At 51.0% G+C, this 21,858-nt stretch carries 17 protein-coding genes; 7 read left to right on the top strand and 10 right to left on the bottom strand.

Annotated features, from left to right (window positions below):
• Positions 1-157 precede the first annotated feature (157 nt).
• Together EAO80_RS19910 and EAO80_RS16510 are read left to right on the top strand one after the other, a co-directional pair.
• Positions 158-1,225 (top strand): WD40/YVTN/BNR-like repeat-containing protein, encoded by a 1,068-nt coding sequence (locus EAO80_RS19910; protein ID WP_162994052.1) that lies wholly within the window; start codon positions 158-160, stop codon positions 1,223-1,225.
• Between the two features lie 75 nt (positions 1,226-1,300).
• Positions 1,301-2,299, top strand: coding sequence for a WD40/YVTN/BNR-like repeat-containing protein (locus EAO80_RS16510; RefSeq protein ID WP_122090925.1), 999 nt, complete (start codon positions 1,301-1,303; stop codon positions 2,297-2,299).
• A 707-nt stretch (positions 2,300-3,006) separates the two neighbouring features.
• Here the strand turns inward: EAO80_RS16510 and EAO80_RS16505 are convergent.
• The 3 genes from EAO80_RS16505 to EAO80_RS16495 all read right to left on the bottom strand — a co-directional run bounded on the left by EAO80_RS16505 (position 3,007) and on the right by EAO80_RS16495 (position 4,739).
• Positions 3,007-3,447 carry a DUF2255 family protein gene (locus EAO80_RS16505; protein ID WP_245998679.1) on the bottom strand — a complete coding sequence of 147 codons (441 nt, stop codon included), beginning with the start codon at positions 3,445-3,447 and terminating at the stop codon, positions 3,007-3,009.
• A gap of 15 nt (positions 3,448-3,462) precedes the next feature.
• Entirely contained in the window at positions 3,463-3,861 is a 399-nt protein-coding gene (locus tag EAO80_RS16500) for a (R)-mandelonitrile lyase (RefSeq protein WP_122090924.1), read from the bottom strand.
• Between the two features lie 311 nt (positions 3,862-4,172).
• Positions 4,173-4,739, bottom strand: coding sequence for a TetR/AcrR family transcriptional regulator (locus EAO80_RS16495; protein WP_162994051.1), 567 nt, complete (start codon positions 4,737-4,739; stop codon positions 4,173-4,175).
• 532 nt (positions 4,740-5,271) lie between these two features.
• On the opposite strand from EAO80_RS16495, the gene EAO80_RS16490 reads away from it, so the two are divergent.
• Both EAO80_RS16490 and EAO80_RS16480 read left to right on the top strand, forming a co-directional pair.
• Entirely contained in the window at positions 5,272-5,907 is a 636-nt protein-coding gene (locus tag EAO80_RS16490) for an NAD(P)-dependent oxidoreductase (RefSeq protein WP_122090922.1), read from the top strand.
• A 987-nt stretch (positions 5,908-6,894) separates the two neighbouring features.
• Complete coding sequence (locus tag EAO80_RS16480; protein WP_122090920.1) at positions 6,895-8,406, top strand: MATE family efflux transporter; 1,512 nt, start codon at positions 6,895-6,897, stop codon at positions 8,404-8,406.
• A gap of 245 nt (positions 8,407-8,651) precedes the next feature.
• On the opposite strand, the gene EAO80_RS16475 is transcribed toward EAO80_RS16480, so the two are convergent.
• Positions 8,652-9,626, bottom strand: a complete 975-nt coding sequence (locus tag EAO80_RS16475; RefSeq protein ID WP_122090919.1) for an ArsR/SmtB family transcription factor — start codon at positions 9,624-9,626, stop codon at positions 8,652-8,654.
• Between the two features lie 1,250 nt (positions 9,627-10,876).
• On the opposite strand from EAO80_RS16475, the gene EAO80_RS16465 reads away from it, so the two are divergent.
• A complete protein-coding gene (locus EAO80_RS16465) occupies positions 10,877-12,238 on the top strand; it encodes an NCS1 family transporter (RefSeq protein ID WP_122090917.1) in 1,362 nt (453 codons plus the stop codon).
• A 166-nt stretch (positions 12,239-12,404) separates the two neighbouring features.
• Here the strand turns inward: EAO80_RS16465 and EAO80_RS16460 are convergent, their stop codons facing one another.
• From EAO80_RS16460 to EAO80_RS16435, 4 genes are all read right to left on the bottom strand, one after another.
• The gene (locus EAO80_RS16460; RefSeq protein WP_122090916.1) at positions 12,405-13,787 is read right to left on the bottom strand and encodes a dihydroorotase; all 1,383 of its coding nucleotides are present in this window, start codon (positions 13,785-13,787) and stop codon (positions 12,405-12,407) included.
• 485 nt (positions 13,788-14,272) lie between these two features.
• Entirely contained in the window at positions 14,273-15,040 is a 768-nt protein-coding gene (locus EAO80_RS16455; protein WP_122090915.1) for a 2-keto-4-pentenoate hydratase, read from the bottom strand.
• Between the two features lie 598 nt (positions 15,041-15,638).
• Positions 15,639-16,073 (bottom strand): hypothetical protein, encoded by a 435-nt coding sequence (locus EAO80_RS20865; RefSeq protein ID WP_122090914.1) that lies wholly within the window; start codon positions 16,071-16,073, stop codon positions 15,639-15,641.
• Between the two features lie 8 nt (positions 16,074-16,081).
• A complete protein-coding gene (locus EAO80_RS16435; RefSeq protein WP_122090913.1) occupies positions 16,082-16,615 on the bottom strand; it encodes a DUF7342 family protein in 534 nt (177 codons plus the stop codon).
• 1,379 nt (positions 16,616-17,994) lie between these two features.
• Here EAO80_RS16435 and EAO80_RS16425 point away from each other — a divergent pair.
• Positions 17,995-18,231, top strand: coding sequence for a hypothetical protein (locus EAO80_RS16425; protein ID WP_245998678.1), 237 nt, complete (start codon positions 17,995-17,997; stop codon positions 18,229-18,231).
• Positions 18,232-19,077: 846 nt separating this feature from the next.
• Here the strand turns inward: EAO80_RS16425 and EAO80_RS16415 are convergent.
• Both EAO80_RS16415 and EAO80_RS16410 read right to left on the bottom strand, forming a co-directional pair.
• Entirely contained in the window at positions 19,078-19,365 is a 288-nt protein-coding gene (locus EAO80_RS16415) for a helix-turn-helix transcriptional regulator (protein WP_122090911.1), read from the bottom strand.
• A 199-nt stretch (positions 19,366-19,564) separates the two neighbouring features.
• Positions 19,565-20,896: a permease gene (locus EAO80_RS16410; RefSeq protein WP_122090910.1), complete on the bottom strand. Its 1,332-nt coding sequence runs from the start codon at positions 20,894-20,896 to the stop codon at positions 19,565-19,567.
• Positions 20,897-21,271: 375 nt separating this feature from the next.
• Between EAO80_RS16410 and EAO80_RS19905 the strand changes: the two genes are divergently transcribed.
• The gene (locus EAO80_RS19905; protein WP_162994050.1) at positions 21,272-21,484 is read left to right on the top strand and encodes a hypothetical protein; all 213 of its coding nucleotides are present in this window, start codon (positions 21,272-21,274) and stop codon (positions 21,482-21,484) included.
• Positions 21,485-21,858: the final 374 nt, after the last annotated feature.

Below are 21,858 nucleotides of genomic sequence, written 5' to 3'. Positions count from 1 at the left end.
GCTCGTACACTATCCACTCAATGACGACGAGTTCACTTCCTTGACTTCGCCCCACTGTAGCCACAGAAGGTACCAGTGAATTCGGCGAGGTAGACTAAAGTAAACCAAGCCCTGTAAATAAGACACCTATAATCACATGACCCGAATTTACGCCGCATTGGACTACGCATTACTCGTAATCGAAAAACGAAATGAGAATTGGGACGTCAGCCAATACTTCGATGACAACGAGCGCCCGTACGCTGTTGCAGTCGATCCATCTGCTCCCGAGCGTGCGTACCTTGGGACATTCAACGATGGATTGTGGCGAACAGTCGATGGTGGAAATTCCTGGTCACGGATCGGCTCCGATTTCATGTCATCACGAGTTATGGCGGTCGCCGTCGCTGCAGAGGACCGCCCACAGGAGTACGGGACGGTCTATGCAGGAACGGAACCGAGTGCGGTATACCGATCAGATGACGGTGGCGACACGTGGAGTAAGTGTCACGGTCTTACCGACCTCGATTCAGCGACTGAATGGTCATTCCCCGGTCGTCCTGATACCCACCATGTTCGGTGGATCGAACCAGACCCAAACGACCCAGAGCGACTCTATGTCAGTATCGAAGCCGGCGCGGTCGTAACGACTAGCGACCGGGGTGAGACGTGGGTTGATCGTGTACCTAATGGTCCATTTGATGCACACACGCTCGCAACTCACCCGGATGCACCGGGTCGAGTCTATGCCGCTGCGGGAGATGGTTTGGTGGAGAAGTTGGAGAGTCATGAATACGGGGAGAGTACCGATGGGAGTGAGTCATGGATCTATTCCTCGGAAGGCATCGAACACCACTATGGATGGGCCGTTGCTGTCGATCCTAGCGACCCAGACACCCGCGTTCTGACAACTTCACCGCACGCGGGCCGAGCACATGACGTTGAAGACCAAGCGATTCGAACGCACGATGAACCTAACGACCCATATTCAGTGATCTATCGACGACAGGGTGAGGAACCCTGGCAACAATGTACAGATGGTCTTCCAGATCCTGCTGGGCTCTTCGTGCCAGTTCTTGGGACAGTAGCCGATGAACCAGGGACGTTCTACGCCCTGACGAACCGTGGGCTCTATCGATCGACGGATTCTGGGGAAACATGGAACGAAGTCCACCTAACTTGGAACGACAAGTACCGTGAACAACAGCCACGGTCCGTTGCAGCAACCAGTATTCGAGATGAGTGAGCAATTCGAAAAACATCGTTTCAAGGAGAACGGTATTGTCGAATACCCAATAAATTGCGACCACTCACTAGTAGCATGACAGTATTAATCGGCACATCAGATGGTGTCTATCGGGCTAATACTTTGCCGTTCAAGAATGCAGAGCAGGTTCTTGACGCGGGCTTTGTGACCGATCTACGGACCTCCGATACCGCTGACGGTGTATTTGCGGCGACGATGTCGGGGCTGTACCACTCTCCAGACAACGGTGAATCTTGGACTGATCTCGAAGTGCCGACTGATTCCGTCTGGTCTGTGTACGAAACGGAAACAGAAGTGTATGCAGGGACAGCACCGGCTCACCTATATCGATCCTCCGACCGTGGACAAACGTGGTTCGAAGTGAAATCGCTCCAAGAACAACCGTCACGGTCGAAGTGGACTGCCCCCGGCGATATCCCCCCGCGACTCCGTGCGCTCGGCATTCACCCGACTGCCCCCGAGAGGCTCGTGGTCGGCATCGAGGCTGGCAAACTTCATCTATCTAAAGATGGTGGTGACAGTTGGGCTGAGAAGGATGACCCAGTTCCAGATGACGTCCATCATGTGCACATGATATCTCCGGAGGAGTTCGTCGTCTCTACTGGGTATTTGGGTCTAGACGGAATGCAATCAGGTGGCCTCTATCATACAGAAAGTTGGGGTGAGGAATGGTCACGTCTCGATACGGGTGACCGACCGTATTTCCGGAAAACGATCACTCACAACGGCTACCTATACGCTTCTGCAGCACGTGATGCACCACCTTCCTGGGGTGGTGGTGCGGATGCAGCGCTGTACGAATCGGCCGACAAGGAATCACTTACAGAGATGACATACCCCGGTGGGCCGGAGGAAGTAATCGACGCATGGGCCATTATTGATGGACAGGTGGTCGCAGGCACGGTGTTCAGTTCGGAAAAAGCTGATCGGTCAATCAATATGAGTACAGCTGCTGGATCAAGCGGGAGTGTCTTGCAACGAACTACAGACGGCGAGTGGCAGCAAGTGGGGAGTGTTCCCGCCGGTATCCACTCACTCACTTTCGCACAATGAACAGAAGACCCCCCAATAAGCGGTCGTCGTGCCGTTCGCGTTCGGGACGGCTCTCGCAACTATCGGGTTGATACTCGTCTACACGCAAGTCGAGGAGATAGTTGGTCCCAGCGAGGTTGGGAATCGTGGCCTGTGACAGTAGATTGACTCCCGAAGTCAAATTACGGTACGACAGACCGGCTGCGAATATCGTTCACTCTGCGGTCAATTGAACTGTCGTGCGAGTTCATCAAGAGCTTCAGCCCCGTTCTCGAGAATTGGTGTGCCGTGGCCCATTGCAGCAATTTCGAACGAGAGATTTCGATCGGCGAGCAGACGAACGCTGTCTGCATTTTCCGATTTATTGTATGGTCTCTCTGATGAGATTTCCAGCAGTTACACGCAGAGAGCAATTGGATCCTACAAAAGATTCGAAGAGGCATCCAGTGGTGATGCCAGCCACGGTTGCCCTCAACTACGAAATACTCCAACCACCGAGGTTCGGTGGCCGCACATCCCACTACTAGGATGCAGTTTACCATATGGCAAACGGGACTATAAGTTCATCGACATTCAAATCACAAAATGGTTTCTATTGAATCGATTGATAGAACAAATTTCGTCACGATATTATGATCTAAGCGATGAGTGCCTGATCGGTAATGAACGCGAACAAAAGGGCTAAGTGAGATCTCCCAGAAGCTCCGTTGACTTGTTCCATTAGAGAATTAGGTACGAGTGTTGCGGGGTATGACTTTGACCGTTGCCGAGCGTGCGCGGTCACTAATCATCGCACTCAGATATGAACTCCCCACGTATTTCTCTCGGTAGGCATCGTCGATGCGATTATTGATCGGTCCGTCGACTGGCTCGAAGATGACTTCCTTCGTCATGCCGGCGGCCTCGATTCGCCCTGCATTTTCTCGGACCGCGGCCTGGTACCAGCTAGAATCTTGGCCGTTATAGGCACGCACGTAGAGGGCGTCGTCAACTTGGACAGACCAGATCCATGTTGGCGTGCCGTACGTTTCGCCGTCCTCACGGAATGGTGCGATGTGCAGGTCGTCTGATTCTGCAATCGCGCTCAATTCGTTTCCTGTCCACACTGTCATTAATAATCTCTCGAAGTTAGTGGCATTCGTTTGGAGTGTCAGCTCAACTGTTGTCATGGTGGATCAGTTCTCTTACTCCTGATCGTACTCCTCGTCGGTGACATGTTCTAACCAAGTGACGGCCTCTCCATCGAGTTCCTCTTGAATGGCGATGTGCGTCATGGCCTTTTCTGGTCGTGCACCGTGCCAGTGTTTCTCGCCCGCCGGGAACCAGACGATGTCACCCGCACGGACCTCCTCGATCGGGCCGTCTTCACGCTGGACGAATCCACACCCGCTCGTGATGATGAGCCGCTGGCCCAGTGGGTGCGTGTGCCACGCAGTGCGTGAGCCAGGTTCGAATGTCACGCTCGCCGCGGCAGCGCGCGCGTCGCCTTCCGGGTTGAACAGCGGGTCGATGCGAACATCACCGCTGAAGTAGTCATCGGGCCCTTCAACGGACGGTCGCGAGGGGTCAGTCGTGATCTCCATATATGATAGCCAATCTTGAGTAAGGTGCTATTCGTCTTAGGGTTAGTGCTATCTGATAAGCATCTTTAAATAGCTGCAGTGACTCATGGGACGGTTCCCCAATGGAAGAGTGCGACTCCAACGATAGTGACGACACCGGTACACGAGCTAATGGACCGGACATGATAGTAACGGTAGTGAGGCCGACACCGGCCACCGCAACGACCGGTCAGAGTGGAAATCGCGCGGCGATCATCCCGAAGATATCGCCCGTCTACTCCTAATGGAGATTCCAATCATCCTTGGGGCTACCGACCGGTAATAAGTTAGTTCTAGTCTGAAACATTGATGAGTTGAGGGAAAATGATAGTGTCGAGGATTTTACGTCCATCTTCGATTGCTTCGCCATCTCCAAGACATACTTTTCTCATTCGAGAAGTAGAAATAATATGGATGATCGCAGTTGCAAAGATGTCTGCATCAACATCTTGAAAATCCCCTTGTTCAATGCCAGTCTCGATGATGGCGATGAGAATTCCTCTGAGATGGAAGTAGTTCTCCGAAAGTAGCTTTTGATGACGTGGGTAGTGTTGTGCCTGTGAGCGAAGTTCAATGAGTGCCGTGACAAATGCCCAATGGTCGAAATCTTCGATGTCTGGCCCATAGAAAAATTGCTGAATGTAGCTATGGAGTTGCTGTTCGGGGCTAACATCGTCTCCGACCGCAATACCACGTTCATATTCTGCCAATAGATATGTGAGGACGGCTTCGATGAGGTCGTCTTTTCCGTCGTAGTAGTGGTTGATGAGCTGACGACTCTTCCCGAAATATTCATCAATATCTCGTACCCGGAGGCGACTATATCCGAGTTCACAAAGAGCACGAGCGGTCGCTTGCATCAAGTCTTCGTAGGTGTCTTCGGGTATCTGTGGTCTACTACTCTTCGTCATATACAATTACTTTAGCGTGAGGAGGTTGCCCCTGATAACGATATGGGATATTCAGTACCATCATTAAATGGATCTATGCAGCGGCCGCTTACACTTTACCTGATATTGCGTCCCATAGTCGCACAGAAGGCGAAATCTGAATCTTCGAGGTTAACTGTTACAGTACGTGGAAATTTGCCATGTAGGGCTGTCTCTATCGCCCACTGGTCATCTCCCACCTAGCCATTACGACTTGATCAGAAACTGTAGCATAGATTTGTTGTGCCATGCCATTACCGTAGGCAACGGAGTCTACGTAGTTTTCACCCAGAAGTTAGCGCATCGAAGTGGATATCCGTGGCAACATATACAAGGTACATAAGCGCGTTTTCCGAATGGAAAACACACTATGACCAGACAGCGGTTCCACCAGCAGAGACACCACCGAAAAGATAGGGATGTTGAAAGCAAGTCCGTAACTACGAGCGAAATAAATTGAATAATGAAAGTAGTAGTCTTCGGAGCTACGGGACGATCAGGATGGAGGGTAGTTGAGCGAGCACTCAATCAGGGCCATGAGGTAACAGGAATCGCTCGAACGCCATCAAAAATGGAGATGACCCACAAACGACTTACTCTGGTACAGGGCGATATATTGGACTACGATTCGTTCGCCAACGTACTACAAGGGCAGGATGCGGTTGTCTCCACCGTAGGCAAGGGAGAGCGGTTCGGCAGTGTAGAACTATATTCGGAAGGCATCAAGAATGTTATCAGCGCGATGGAGGAGTACGGCCTCTCACGCCTTGTTGCCATTACGAGTGGAGGCACGTACCCTGGCTGGGACAGAAAGAATTCGATTTTCTACGAGCTTTGCATCAAACGAATTCTTCTGAGAGGAGAGTACGCTGACATGAGGCGCATGGAGAATCTTATCATGGAGACTGACTTGGACTGGACAATCGTTCGGCCGTCTGGACTGAGTGACGAGGAAGGGACCGGAGAGTACCGGACAAAAGTCGGCTATAGTATTCTAGAGAGTAATACCACGACACGGGACGACCTGGCTGAATTTATTGTTGATGAACTTGAGTCCAATCAGTTCGTGCGAGAGGGTGTTGCAGTCGTGAACGTATAATCGAGAGGTATGAACAGCAGGAAGTGCGATGTTCCACGTGTGGAAAGAAGTGATTTTCCCGAATGCCCGTAACTTCCGCACCGAGCAGTCTTGAGGCTGAGAATGTCTCCGACCTAGATCACGATGCGAAGCACATCGGCAGCAGCTTGGCGACGAACACTGTGGTCCGGTTCATTGGCGTCGCCAGAATCTTCCCAAACATTCCGTTGTCGATGTTATTGATAAGACCGATATTGGACGTAATAGCCGCCACGAACAATACCCTAGTTACGGTAGCAGAGAAACGAAATATGTTGTAGTTGATGCCGACGCCGCCACCGCGGTTAATTGTCCCGCCAATAATTCATTCGAATACGTCCGCGAACAACAGTAGAGGGATGATTGGCTGAACGAGCGAGACGACAAGGACGAACAGGTTGTGGACGATCTTCAGGTTCCAGCGCTTGGAATTCGCACATACGTCACCACTTGAGTTCTATCCAGTTCGTCGCAAAAGACGATTTTGGGGGCAGGGTGATTGAAGAAGTATATTGCTGTGAGATTCTACCGAATCGGGCGTACTTTAGGAAAAATAATATTAAATCGTGATAAAAGCACGTATAGTATTTATCCCTGGTTAGTGCGATGTCGTCTCGACATCTATTTAAGTAGATTTTCCATATGGAAAGCACACTACGAATGCCCAATTCGAACACTGACCACAAAGACGCTACATCATATAGCAAGTCGCTGGACGAAATTCCATCTAGTACTGCAAGTAATGAGACTGTGAAAACCCTCGAGGAACACGGGTTCACAGTTCTTGTCACTGACTCCGCTAGCGAGACATTCGAATCGATCCGATCACGAATCATCGCCAACGCGTCTGCACTGACAAGTAATTCGAACACACTCAAAGAGATCGGATTCTGATCATAAATCTCTGGTATACATGACAGTTAGTATTCAGCAGTTACTCGAATTGAGACGACGTTCCGGGGGGAAACGATGAGTCGAGGACCAGGCGGTGATCGATCAGTCAACCTTGTCGACGGTGCATTGGTCAAACCGCTCATCATCCTCTCGGTCCCGATCGTCCTTACGAATCTCCTGCAAGTTGGCTACAATCTCGCAGACACCTTTTGGGTCGGGCGGCTCGGCCAGGCGGCGGTATCTGCGATTTCGTTCTCGTGGGCGATCGTCTTTCTCATCATCAGCCTCGCCGCTGGCTTCACCGTTGCGGGGACCGTACTGGTTGCACAGTACAAAGGAGCCGGGAACGAAGATAGGGTCGGTCACGTTGCAGGTCAGACGATCTCGTTTATCGTCTTGCTATCCGTGATTCTGTCGGCCGGTGGGTACCTCTTCGCCCCAAATATGCTTCAGTTAGTCGGCGCTCTTCCAAGAACGGAAGAGTTCGTCCTGTCACTAGAGTACACTCGGACGATGTTCCTCGGTATTCCGTTCGTCTTCGTGTTCTTCATATTTCAGTCGTTGCTGCAGGGGTGGGGAGATTCGCAGACGCCCCTGTATCTCATGTTGTTCGGTGTCATCCTCAACGTACTCGCCGACCCATTCTTCATTCTCGGTTTCCAAAATAACATGCTCTTCACCGTACTCGGCCTGGAATCGCTGGAAGCATCGCTGTATGCAGCGACTGGTTTCGCTGGCTGGGGAGTTCAGGGGGCTGCGCTGGCGACAATCAGTTCACGGGGGATTGGAGCTGTTCTCGGTGTTTGGCTCTTGTTATCTGGACGCGTAGGAATCTCTCTCTCACTCGCTGATTTCAAACTCCGCTCTAAGACTGTTCGGAAGATAATCAAGATTGGAACACCCGCGAGCATTGAACAGAGTACTATCGCCCTTAGTACGACGATTCTGACTGCATTAATTGCTATCGCTGGGGCAGAAGCCGTCGCTGCATACGGGATCGGAACCCGGATCACATCGCTGGTCGTGCTCCCTGCAATTGGGTTACAGCGAGGAGTTGAGGCTGCTGTCGGGCAGAATTTGGGTGCGAATCAAGCAGACCGGGCAGAACGAGGCGTGTTTGCTGCTGTAGGTATAATTATCGTCTGTCTGATCGTCTTGAGCGCGATCATCTTCGTTTCTGCAGACTCGATCGTCGGTGTGTTCATTACTGGAGCAAGCTCTGCAACTGTAATCGAATTCGGCGCTGAATACCTCCAGATAGTCGGCGTCACCTACGCGTTTCTAGGCGCATTCTACGTTATTCAAGGTGGATTTCGAGGGAGTGGTAGTACTCGAATCGCAATGATGTTCGCTATCCTTGGGTTCATTGTACTCCGTGGTTCGTTGTCATATATCTTCGTAGAACCACTCGCGCTCGGGGCGACAGGTGTCTGGTATGGGGAAGCAGCAGCGAACGTGCTTATGTTACTCGCTACAAGCCTCTACTTCTTACGAGGTACTTGGAAGGAAGGCGTTGTCAATAATGCATCTGATAACGTTCCTCACAGTAATATGACCAGTGAGGAAAGTGAAACTACAAACATATAGATCAAAGAGTTCAATCCCCTGTTACAATCGTGATTACGAAAACAAGAACGGCACTAATCCGCACTCAGACCAATGTCCTCGCTGTGGTGAGTAGGCTGTCTCACCGGCTCGGTGATCTGGACCCCTTTTAAGTTGTATCGTGTTAGTTAACGCCCATCCACGAGTAAAAGTAATTATAGTAGAAATACATATTGGATCTCCACAATGTAGGGAGACAGTCAATTCCAAATAAAGAACTCTTTGTTTCAAGACGACAGTTGTTCTTGTATTGCTGTTTCAGTTACTGAAAGAGTTTCATCGAGCACAACCCGTAGTTCGTCTCCCGCGCACGGAATGTCAACACGTATTTGTAGCGGATCGTCGGACAGAATCGTCGTTCGGGTATTACTCACGCACCACTCAAAATGCCAGAATGGTTCTGTGCTCAGATCGATCCCACGTTGAGAATGAAATAGGAGTACTTCAGCATTATCAAGAAGATTGACACCCACACTTGATTGAAGGCTATATCCACACCTTTGACATGAGTGTTCGACTATTAGGTCAAAGTTACTGTTCTCATCTGATTCGTTGACAAGTTCTGTTTCTACAGTTCCTGTGCATTCAGGACAAACGCCATCAGCGGCCATACAGTAATGATGACGGACATAGTGGTGGAACGCTTGAAGTAGCTCCTCAGATGTTCGCTCCTCAAGTCCCCCTGGAGGAAATGGATAGCTTACGAGAACTGTTGAGCAATCAACGCAAGCGACCGTGAGAACTTCATCGACATACCAACCATGTAGGTTTCCCTCACATGTATGGCAAGAGCCATTAACTGAGAAGAACCCAAGCTCGGCACGGTCCGTAAGCGTTCCCGCAAATATTGAGCTAACGACTTTTCGACCGGGGTGACGGAACTCGTAGCCGTCCTCAGTTCGTTTAATAAAATGGTCTGTAAGCTTTTGCAGATGATAGTTGAAATTAGCACTATCTGCTATGTCGACTCGCTCAAATAATTCTGTAAATCCAACAGGGGTTTTATCGGCGTTTGCGTCCAGCAATGCCTGCAAAATATCGATACGAGTATCATTCCCTAGGAGTGCGAATGCGTCTGCGGGAAGCATTCGCTCTTTGGTGTTTTTTTTCACAGACTCCTGCTCTGGTGGGGACTGAGGATCTATCCCAGCTTTCAAGTCTGCTACTGGTTCAGAGTCCACATTATGACCGAACTGGGTCATACAACACATAGCTTCCATGCCGTGGTAAACCTATTGATGAGTCTTCTCAAGGGATGTTTGTAGTGAAAACGGGTAGTGGAACTTCCACTTCTGACTGAATCCGAGATGAACTGACAGACTGCCGAGAAATAACCACAGAACCGTCCCTATTCCGGTTATTACGGTTGTTATCTCCCTTAAGAATTTAGAACGTTAACTGTACACGGCGTGTACTCCTTTCTCATGACGGTCATGACCGAGTTCCCCATTAGTTCGCCCTCTCTTCCACTCATTAGTCTTGCAGAGTCGCTCAAGGCCAGTCACCTTGAATGCGTGGACGGACTCTGTCTCGAGTTTTGTCTACTGCTGACCGTTCGATCGCTCGAAGAACACGGCCATTGTTGACGCCACGTGGCTCCATGCGAGAATCAGCAATCTACGATTTCGGAGCACGACGATCGGATTCCCACTTCGTGTTTGTCTGGTTCTATATCCTCACCGCTTCACTCTTTGATTCATACTCACTATCGTCTCCCTCTTTTTCCCTCAAGAAGGGCGGCCTGTTCATCGGTAACGATGATGGTCAGACGCGCGGCTTGCGCCGGCTCTTCCTTGTGCAACAAAACGTCCTTTAGATGCGAGATATTGCACAAGTCAGACTCTCTTTGAGCAGTGACTATCTTTTACTGGTTCTAGTCAATGGATACACTCCTCACCAGCGGCCGACATCATTTGTATCCCGATACTGCTGGTAGTAGGCTTTCTCGACAGTCTGGAGATCAAATGCACCCGGATTCCGGTCATGGAGCTCAGTGAGGAGTCGCGGGTAGTCAAAAGGTTGCAGTACTCAGCTGCCACTATAGAGAGCTGCAATCTTCTAGTGGGTAATATTCATGGGTGTGAATATGATAATCACCTTCCGATTTAGAAAAAAGACTATACATTCACTTCTATCGGATATACACGTGTGATGAGGAAGAATATAGTAGAAAGTCTTGTGATAGCATAGATATTCGAGAAAAAAGACGACTATGAAGTTAGGGATAAAAGTGAGTACGACGTAGTTATGACAGTCAGAGAATTAGTGAGATACTATCTAAGCAGAACCTAACGTCTGAGTTTCTAGCCGATTTCTACCGATTGTTTGTAAGAAATATACCACAATTAGCAGATCTTCATCATCCTATAGACTCCTCAAACAAAGAATTTTAAAACTATCTGTATTCCCACTCGGATGAAGATATGATACTAACGTCAATCGTAGGGATACCATGAGTCAAGAATCGGCAGCAGAGGATCTGACTCCGGTTTCACCCGATAACCGGACGATGAATCTCTTCCAATATATTCCACTTTGGTGGGCGGCTGTCATTGTTGTCCAATCAATGGCCGTTGCATTCTTTGCTATATATCCACAGGGACAACTCAACCTCTTACAGGTGATTGTTGCGTCATTGATTGGATCGGTCATACTAGGAATTCTGTTCTGTCTAAACGGCTTCCCTGGATTCGAAGAGGGGATTCCATTTGCTGTTCAAACACGCTCTGCATTCGGAGTCCGAGGTTCGATAATTCCGAATTATCTCAGAGCAGTACCTGCCATTGTCTATCTTGGCATTGGTAACTGGATCGGAGCGTTAGCCATCAATACAATCACTACGACTCTCTGGAATTTCGGTGATGTGCGCGTTTATTTCGTCCTGTTTGCACTGCTGAACGTCGCACTTGCGTGGTCTGGCATTGATTCGATTGCTTGGTTCGACACCTTATCTGCGCTCGTTATCGTTGTTTTGCTAGCCTACACCGCCTACGTCGTCCTAACCACACAATCGATTCCGACAGAACCAGTTGCCTACGAAGGCTCGTGGGGGTTGCCATTTGTTGGATTCATTGCAGCAGTTGGCGGTCAGCTTATCACTGCTGCTCTGAATATCTCCGATATCACTCGACATTTGGATACGAGCCGGGGCACAGTGAATCTCGCAGTCGGCAACATACTTGGTCTCGTTCCTGCGTACCTGTTTATGCTGCTTGTTGGGCTCTTGTTCAGCGTCACAACAGGGATTACGAATCCTGTTGAAGCGATAATGGCGGTTGCTCTCAATGCTGCTCTGGGGGCTGCAATGCTGCTATTCGCGATCTTAGCTCAAATATCGACAAATCTCGTAAATAACCTCCTCCCGCCCACACACGTATTCCAGGATTCGCTCGGTGTAACGTGGAAGCAAGGACTCGTAATCACCACTGTATTGTCCTTTATTTCATTCCCATGGTTGCTTTTCAGTAGTGCTCTCTTCTCTACCTTTATCCAGTTCTACTCGGCCTTCCTCGGTCCGATCGTTGGTATTCTCCTCGCTGATTACTGGATTACCAGAAATCGTGACACCGATATCGAGTCGTTGTACGATAGAACCGCCTCCTCGAAGTTCTGGTTCGTTCGGGGATTTTCCGTAACTGGTATCGTTAGCCTGCTTGCTGGTGTGGCAGTGAGCCTCCCGGTTTTGGATCTCTCATGGGTTATTGGCCTACCAACTGCTTTCGTCACCTATGCTATCCTCTCAAAAGCAGAACTCAACAGCTACGTTACCGAATCTGTATTAGAGGACGGTACAGAACCACTGAAGAGTAATTGAATGCACCGGAATTGAGAACTCTATACGATTGTGAGCCGATTTTCGGTGCTTCCGTAGACCAAATCCACAAAGAATTTGCACGCCCAGCTTATCGAACTGATTCACTAGTAGCACTGGGTTGAGTTAATGAAGATAGATGAACTAACCATCTCACCGAGATACGTGGTTAGTTGGCCTGCCAGTCCGGTCGGTCTCGGTCGATGAATTCGCCATAGCCAGGCTCGCCAACGACTGTGCCTTCGTCAGCGATCAGTTCTCCCCTAAGATAGGTTTTCTTCACCCTGCCAGTGACTTCCTTGCCTTCATAAATTGAGTAATCGGCAATGGAGGCGTTATCGGCTGCAGAAATCGTGTACGATTCGTTCGGATCAAATAGGACGATATCAGCGTCTGTACCTGGTTCGAGTGTTCCTTTCTCAGAAAGGCCGAATGTTTGAGCTGGGTTCGTACACATTACCTGCACCAAGAATGGATATGAGTACCCGCGTTTGTTCACTGCTTCGTCATGGAACACTGGTAAACTCGTCTGTAATCCGTTCGCCCCGAAGGAGCTATCCCACCAGTTCTCAACGGTCTTCTCTGAACGCTTGAACGCGTTGTGGTCGGTCGAAACTACACTTAACGCACCAGTAGCGAGATGCTCGAAGAGGGCGTCTCGATCGGCCGGTGTCCGCAGTGGTGGAGCCATAATTGGAAGCGTTCCTTGCTCTTCGTATGCTGATTCGTCCAGTGTGGTATACTGGGTACAGGTTTCACCACGGACTTCGCTGCCGTCAGTCTGGTAGGAGGCAAGTATGTCGGCAGCTTTCTGGCTGGTCGTGTGGATACCATAGTATTTCGCGCCGGCTTCTTGTGCCATTCGCACCGCACTCTCAGCAGCCATCGCTTCGGCATAATCCGGTCGTGCCTGTGGATAGTACTGGGGCTGGTGTTTCCCTTCAGCCTGTAACTCTTGAGTCAGCTGCTCACGAACTGAGGCATCTTCCGTATGGAGAACGCCGACAATATCATGGTCAGCTACATGCTCGAAAACGCGATTAATAAACCCATTCGAGAGACCGATCTCATAGGCTGTGAACATCTTTACCGAGGTGACGCCTTCATCGATCACGTCCTCTAATTCGTCGAAGACTGCAGGATCCTCGCGGGTAATTGCTCCATGGAGCCCAAAGTCGATTACCGACTCTTTGCCTTTCTTTTTTTGTCGCTGGACTGCCTCTAATAGGGTGCCTTCTTCCTCCCAAATACTGAGATCGCCGACCCATGCTTCCCACGCGAAATTAATGCAGGATGTAATGCCACCTAGTGCGGCCGCGCTTGTCCCAGCTTCGTATGTTTCGCGTGAAAGGTATCCATCGATATGGACGTGTGGATCAACGACACCGGGCATTACAAGCAATCCTGACGCATCTACCCTTTCCTTGGCTTCAGGAAATGTTTGCTTGTCACCAATCGCAGCGATTTTGCTGTCGTTGACCGCGATATCACAATCTATCAATCGTCTCGGAGTTGCTAATGTTCCACCCGATATGACCAAATCTATCGCCATACGACAGACGAATCACAATACAACTTAAACTTATTGTATGTAGTGTTTCTTCGTAGCTTCGTTGCTGCACTAGCAAATGTAACCTTTCACCTGAGATTACCTTGTGCAACAAATTGCTTCCTGAGCATGGACCGTTGAACAAGGTAGACTCTCTTTGCGGATCGACTCCCCTTTGTTGGTTCTACTCAACGGATACGCTCCTTATTACAGGCCGACATCGTACGTCTCTCGATACTACTGGTAGGACGCCGGCTCGACAGTTGAAAGATCGAACTCGCCTGAGTTCCGTTTACGGCGTTCAGTGAGATTCGCGGGTAGTTAGAGAACCGTAGTGCTCGGTCTTCATCGAAGAGGGCTGCAACCATGTATCGATCACCGACTACGTAGTTCATCGGCTCGTGAAAGGCGAGACACGCAACTCACCGGAGAGTATGCGGAGTTACAACGGCTGGTTCAGTCCTGCGTCTCGATTTCTATATCATGGGTTATTCGGCGTGTGCGACGACGGAGCCGAGCGACGAGAAGCGGACAACAGCTGTTTGACCAGCTTCGATAGGGATCGGTTCGGTAATCGAACCCGTTGTGACGATATCTCCTGCTTTGAGCGTCTCATTATGTTCGGAGAGCGTCTCTGCGAGCCAGGCGACGGCATCAGCTGGATGGCCGAGCACTGCTGCGCCGGTCCCCGTTGCCCGACGAACACCGTCGATCAGCACGTCTACCCCTTCACGGACGAGATCGACATCACTGGCCGCTATTCGATCGCCAATCAGGAGTCGGGCTGCGAGCGCATTGTCGGCAATTGCCGTTGGTCCTGTAAGGTCCCAGTTGTGGATTCGGCTGTCGACGATCTCAATAGCTGGCACGAGTAGCTCAGTCGCACTGAGAACGTCGAGGCGACTCACCGGCGGCGATAGATCATCTCCTATCAGAAAGGCAATCTCCGGCTCGATTCTCGGTTCGATTCGTAGTTCTGTCTCGAAGCGCCGATCGTCTCGCACGGTATCGGCAAGGAGACGCCCGAATGCCGGAGCATCGACGCCGAGACCAGTCCGAACAGCCTCGCTCGTGAAGCCGATCTTGTATCCAACCGGTTCCCCCTCGGCAGAGATTCGGTGGTCTAGAAACGCGTCTTGGGCCGCGTATCCCTCCTCAATCGTTAGTTTTGATGGAAGTGCTGTCAAGTTGATTGGCTCGGCATCTCGGTAGGCTCGATAGAGCTGCGTGCCCAACGCGTCGGGATCTCCAGACATGAGTGTAGTTCGATTAGTATGGTTTACTATATTGGGGACTGGGAAATCTCTGTCATCGCTGGGTTGAGTGGTCTACAGCGCCGGCCTATTCGAGCAGTTCGCCTCCTATGTCGACGTCGACAAGATCGCTCCACGACTCCTGCTGATGATCGCTGGCACCGAGACAGCCACGCTCCACTACAGTGAGGACACAGAACACGGTCGAAGCGGTACGAGTGCGTCGATCAAGCTGCGGACAAGCCGACCGAATTCTTTGAACAGCAACTCTAAGAGAACGGCACGTGCTGTCGTTAGCGTTCCTCTGTAAGAGTCGGAATCCGGCGTTCAAAGAGTTCGTCAAGAGCGGCCCAGAGGATCTCGGTTGGGACCGTCTTTTTGAACCGGGTACATTCGTAGTGTTGTCCATCTCTCAGTGGGTCGTGATATTGGAAATGAATTGGTCCTAGTTCAGGATGGTCGTCGTCGCGATGCCAGCCACAATTGAATCCGGTGTTCGAGTCGGCGTAGTGGATGCGGTAATACGATTCATTTTCGACAAACTGCCACTCAACATCGAATGTCGGGGCTTGCCGGCCTTTTGTTATCCGTTCATAATCCCTCACGTGTCCCACAAGACCGCGATTCGGTCTTCAATCTCCTCAAGGACGAGCGCCAGTACGTCGCGATGATCGGCCGGCCAGGATTCATCGTTGCCGGGTGTTGCGGCAGTGGGAGGGGGATGAAAATGGTCCCGCGTATTGTGAGGGTTCGGATGTCGGTCCCATCGGCACTCCCAGGTGTGCTCTGAATGCACCTCTCGATAGTGGAGTTTGAAGTCGCCGTTTGTATACCAACGAACTGTCAGCTGTGCTTCGTCGACGGTGACGGGATAGTAGGTTGGTGTGAATACGACTCGGAGTTCAAGATGGCCGCTTGTGCTCGTAATCGTTGTTCGGGCAACTTGACTTGTAGCTTGGAGACGTATCTGTAGAAATTCGAGAATCGGGCGATCGATGGGGGCGGGGCTCCCTCCATCACTTGTCGGCGGAACCATGGATATGGCTACCCAGATGCCTGCTCGGTCTCGGTACTAGCTCGTTGCTGGCGAGCACGTTCGTAGCGCTTTCGCTCCTCGTGAGCGGTCGCCCAGTCACTGAGGTCGCTGTAGACATCGTCGATCGTCCTGTCGTCGTTCTCCTCCGCGACTCTGAGAGCGTCGACGGTTGCCGGCGTCGTGGCGTCGTATGTCTCTTCGTATGTAGCGATTCGCGTCGTTAGTTGGTGGACGTGCTCTTGGAGTGATTCGACGGAGTGTTCGGCAGCAAGCTGGTTGATACGTCGCCACTCAAAGTATGCATTGTTGCGCTCGTATGTGGTCGGATGACCGTCATACTGCGTGACGATTCCGAGATCGGCAAACCAGCCCAAGTATTTCCGGGCAGTTTTTGGATCGCACTCGACTCGTGTGGCGATATCACTTGCTGTCGTCGGCTTCCGTGTCTGCAGGATCGTCCCGTAGATACGTTGTTCGACGTCATCACCGCGAAATGGATCTTCGAACGACGGTGGAGAATCTGGCGCTTCTGTATTGGACATACTTAGTCTTATACAGTGAGAGATATAGTTCTTGCTCTACGGAATAGTTTCCTTTCCCGTGGAATATTGACCGTGTCGACTGTCTCTAAGAGGATGCTCTGCAACCTTGTGCAACAGCTATAGTGTCCAAGTAATACTCGTTGCACAAGGCCCTTGATCGTATGATATTCGCGTCCTTGAGACGAATATTCGACAGGCGAGCGCGTACACAACTGGCGGCACGAATACTACTAAACGAAACCCACACGCCTGCCCACCACGAATGTCCAAAACCTCATTGATGGCCTTCTACGATGAGGAAGCCGAATGTTGCACAAGGTAAACTCTCTGTACAGAGTACACGGAGTCTATTTGTGCTGCGCAACTATCTCCCAATAGCGAGAGGACCCATCGTTTACCGCGGGGAGGATCTCACGGCTCCAAATAGTCGTCCAATTCTGATTAATTCTGTTCAGTAGAATGGCCCCGATACTATCAAGGGGTTCAAATCCGTGCTAATGGCCACTATGGCCTTACTCAACTCTATACCAATTCCTGGCCAGGATGTGATGAGTCGTGTACTCGGATGGATTCTTCCGCACCGCGACGAATCCAAGGACGAAGAATTAGGCGAGTGGCAGCGCGTTGAGCGCACCCCTACTCAGACAGTGTGGTGCAACGATACGACTCGTCAGCTTGTCGTCTGCACTCAGCAGTATGAGAATGCATGGACGACCAGAGCAAAACCGGCACTTATCGATGGCAAAGAGGTTGACCTTAGTCTAACTGCTGGACCAACATCGCGGGAAATTGCCGAATTCCTCGCCCATCAGTACATGGCTCATGAACTCGTACTCGCCCCTATTACCGCGATGCAGCCACGCCGGTACTGATGATATCTCTGTGGAGGCTCACGGTCTATAGTCGCTATGCTATTAGTGATGCCGGCGTCGATACTGTAGTCAATACGATTCGTGGCTCGACGTATCGTGATCGGATCCGTAGTATCTCTCCCCCGTCTGTGACATCGCTTCAACCCCACAAAGGGTTCGTCTGAAAGCATGAGTACGTTTCCGGCCCGGAAATTGGAGAGCCTGCTTCAACCCAACTAGGGTTCGTCTGAAAGTCGGCGCGTCGGTGTTGGTGCTCTCTCCGTCCGTGCTTCAACCCCACAAGGGGTTCGTCTGAAAGCTAGGTCGTCGGTGTCGAACCCCCATGAGCACGGGGCTTCAACCCCACAAGGGGTTCGTCTGAAAGAGTTGCGTCGTGGCCCATGAACGCCCGGCGGAAAAGCTTCAACCCCACAAGGGGTTCGTCTGAAAGCCCGGCGGTCGGTTAACGCTCGTGCAACACACACCGTGCTTCAACCCCACAAGGGGTTCGTCTGAAAGGCTGGACTCGTGCTCGATAGCCAGACGATCAAGAAGGTCATCACCGCCGCTGAAGGCTCGAAGCCCCACACCCAAACTGTGGCCCGTGTCATGAACTTCCTCGAGAAACTGGGCAAAGACGACGTCGAGCAGACGAAACGGCGTGGCAAGAAGCTCGTTGTGGTCGACGAGAATGCGGCCGACCGCTATCACGATCGTTGTGATCGGGATCTCGAGCAACCCCCTGCAGGAAACGTGATGTCCTAACAACGAGCCAAGAAGACGACGCATAGCTTTCGACAACCATCCCGGGTACGCCCTCCGTTCCTAGTTGCAACTCCGAGCAGCCTCCTCCTGAATAAGTAGTAGTAGAGGGAGTAGAAACGGGTTCTCTGATTCTGGCTTCGCGAGCATATCACACCACGGTGTGATCAGATACAGCCTTGTGCAACGAATCCTCTTGACACGGCCAGAGTTGCACAAGGTTGTCTACCATTCAGTCGCTATCAACGCCTTCAGAGTCAGCAGTACTCCAGGTCGAACATTCGTGTCGATCCCGCTACTGACGCTCCCACGTCTCTTCTGGGAAAAGTGCAATTTGAAGCCGTTCCAGTGACATTTAAGTAATACTCTCCCGTAGTAGCTATTGCTTCGTCCCCCTTCTCCAGAGCGAGAGGGGAAGCGAGGCGTGTCAGAGGCACCCTTCCTTCGGGTTTCTCGCTAACCCTTCCCGCACAAGAGCATCGTGCTTAGTCTTCATTAGTGTTCTGCTTATTACTACTATTAGTGCGAAAATCACAGTGGCTGTAAGGAAATTCACTCCTGATTAGCAGGTGGAGCGTGCTCAATCGTAGCATCTTCGGAGGCGTCGGAGACGGCAGCTCGAGACCGGCTGTGCTCGAAATAATTGAACGGCTGATTGAACGTACTCGTGACGATCTGGGAGGTGTGAATAGCGAGGTTCAGATCCTCGAGTTCATTCGTGATCTCGGTCAGATCCTGTGAATTCGTCGCGATCAGCTCGACAAGGAGATTGTGCTCACTCGCCACTATCTCTTGAACGGTGATGACACCACCGAGGCACTCATCGTGAGGTAATCAACCGGTGTCAGTTCATTCGTCTGCAATCCCGTTGAGATACGTCCCGATCCACTCACAACGGGCGTCAAGTACTTGATGACCGTGATCGGTCAGAGTATATGCGTTCGTTCGTCCGTCTACTTCGTCCTTGTGGGCTAGCCCTTTGTTCACAAGCGTATCGAGATTCGGATAGAGTCGCCCAGCCTGAATCGCTGTGTCATAATACGCTTCGAGTTCGTCTCTGATTGTCACTCCATTCGGGTCGCTCAGGCCGGCGATTATCCACAGGCTGTCTCGCTGGAAACTCGTTAACTCGTTCATGCGATCTGCTTCGATCATCTATTCGCAACTTCTCTACTATACTCTGATAATGATATATATTATAATTGTAATACTAGATTCTCCCAAGCCGTCTTCACGTGGACTCCCGCTGGTATCCGCTCCGGAGAAACAGTCACTAGTTAATCGCTCGTAGGATACAGTAGCCGATATAGAAGACGATCAGAGATGAGACTGGCAGTCAGTCCGCAGTATGGGTGTGTTCACCGTGGCTGCCTTCCTCGCCGACTGATTCCGAACGGTGGAGCCAGTAGAGAAAGAGGAAGAAGATCGTCGCGAGTACATTCAGGACCAACTTGTAGTTCATCTCGATGCCGACCTCGGCGATCCGAACACTAGAGGGATCCGGGATGACGCCTGCTCCGAGGAAAATGAAGTGGATAACAAACCCCGTGAGCACAGCCGAGAAAAAGATCATCCCCGAAAGGATGGCCGCGAACTTCGTTCCGTAGTACTCGCGATAGGCGTCCATGATTGGCGGGACAATGAGGTCCGCATAAATGTACGAGAGCACGGATCCGAACGGCAGGCCGTTCGCGTAGAGGACCGCGCCAAATGGGACATTCCCAACCGAGCAGACAAACGTCGCGACGCCGATGACTGCACCGAGGATCGCTGTCCAGAAGACGTACACTGGCAGGCCGAACGTCGGTCCTGAGAATACCGAGGTCCAGACGCTCTCGGGGATGAAGCCGGCGATCAAGCCGGCAAAGATGAAGCCAATGGCGATTTCGTCCCAAAGCATCCCCCACTCGGACCATTGCTTGTCCGCGAGCGCTTTCCAGCCAGAGAGGGAGGTTGCCTGCTCCCGGATGGTCGTGCTGGCTTCCTCAGGATCGAAACTGTCCTTACAGGATTGTGAGCAGAAGTAGTAGGTCTGGCCGTCGTGTTCAATCGAGTAGTCAGCCTCCTCTGGATCGATTTCCATCCCACAGACTGGGTCTTGAACTGTCGAGCCGTTCTCGTCTTGGATGTTCTCTCGAGCCTGTTCGATGATCTCGTTGGGCGTGAGATAGACAAAGCCGAACGCCATCAGTCCGATCAGCATGAACCCACCAAGGAGGTCCGCCACTAGGAACTGCCAACCCAGCAGGAGATAGATCACGATGCCGATCTCGATAACGAGATTCGTCGACGCGAACATGAACGCGCCAATGGTCGCGGCCGCTGATCCCCCCTTCTTGAAGAGGTTTTTCGCTGTAGCGATAGCACTATAGGAGCACGATGAGGAGACGAACCCGAACAGCGACCCGTAGCCGATCTCACGGAGCCCGTGGCCATCAAGCAGGTCCGAGACTTTTTCATCGGACGTCCAGGCCTCGACGCCGCCAGCGATAGCGAACCCGACGACGAGCGCCCACCATGTGATCCACGCCATTGCCGCGGTTGTCGTCACGAACTGGCGCGTACTTTCGACGAAGAACGGCCACAAGGGCCTTGATGTCGTGAGGGTACCGAGTACAATCGTCGCAAGGGCGATGACCACGAGGATTGCGTATTCGTTTCTCTCCATGGTTGGTCCAAGTGGATCCGTGTTTTACGTGATTTTGGCTAACATACCCTGGATGGATTGGTGTCGATAGTTTTCGTTCGTAAGGATGTAGTGATCAGGGTATCACAATCGAAACAGAGCAGCCTAGTTTGCCGTTGAGGCTGAACCCGTGAGAAGTACTTCACAGGCTTCACCAATGAGATACCCGATCTAGTCAGCCCGGGTCTCAAAGACAGTAACTCGACACGTCCTGCAGAGCGGGTCGACTGACACCTTTTTCATGGACTCTGTTGAAATCCTATTGTCTCGACAACGTCCCCGCTGGAACAGTCGTTCGGTAGGTGTGCAAACTGAACAGGAAAAGAACTATTCAGATAGAGATAAATATTGTATAACATGAAAACAGATCAGCCGGGCTCCGGAAAGAAACTCGGCTTTTCTTTTCGCCGCTTAGCACTTGTTTTACTCGTCCTATTTGCCTTTAGAGGCGCTACAGGAGGTATACGTGAGTTTGTTGTTGATGGAAACTGGCTGGCTGGCATCTTCGGAGTCATAGTTGTAAGTGTAATCGCCTATTGGCTTTTCAATCTATATCATAGTGGAGAGTGAAATCCCTATATATAACGCTCAAAGAATCTTGTCAATTGTGTGGAGTGAGAGACTGGTTGCAAGTTGGTATAGTACTATAGAATAGTGGTCGATTAACTCTCGTCATGCGGTTTTGACTATTATATGCATGGATACACTATAATGGTCCTATTTCTAGTATTTGGGGATCATCCGACCCCATCAAGACGTAGGCATACCTGGCCTGTCTAAGAACGTGGGCATACCAAATATGTCTCTATATCTAATATTTCTCCGTCCGTCTTTCCTTGTGCAACATTTCTCTTCCTCACAAAGGCGATTGTTGCACAAGGAAAGATAGCATAGAATGATCTGACTGACTTGATTTCACGTCAAACTTCGGTGACGCCACTGAT

The sequence above is a fragment of the Halalkalicoccus subterraneus genome, from assembly GCF_003697815.1.
Taxonomy (GTDB): domain Archaea; phylum Halobacteriota; class Halobacteria; order Halobacteriales; family Halalkalicoccaceae; genus Halalkalicoccus; species Halalkalicoccus subterraneus.
Note: the sequence above shows the minus strand (reverse complement) of the source record. Positions and strands in the feature narration are given on the sequence as shown.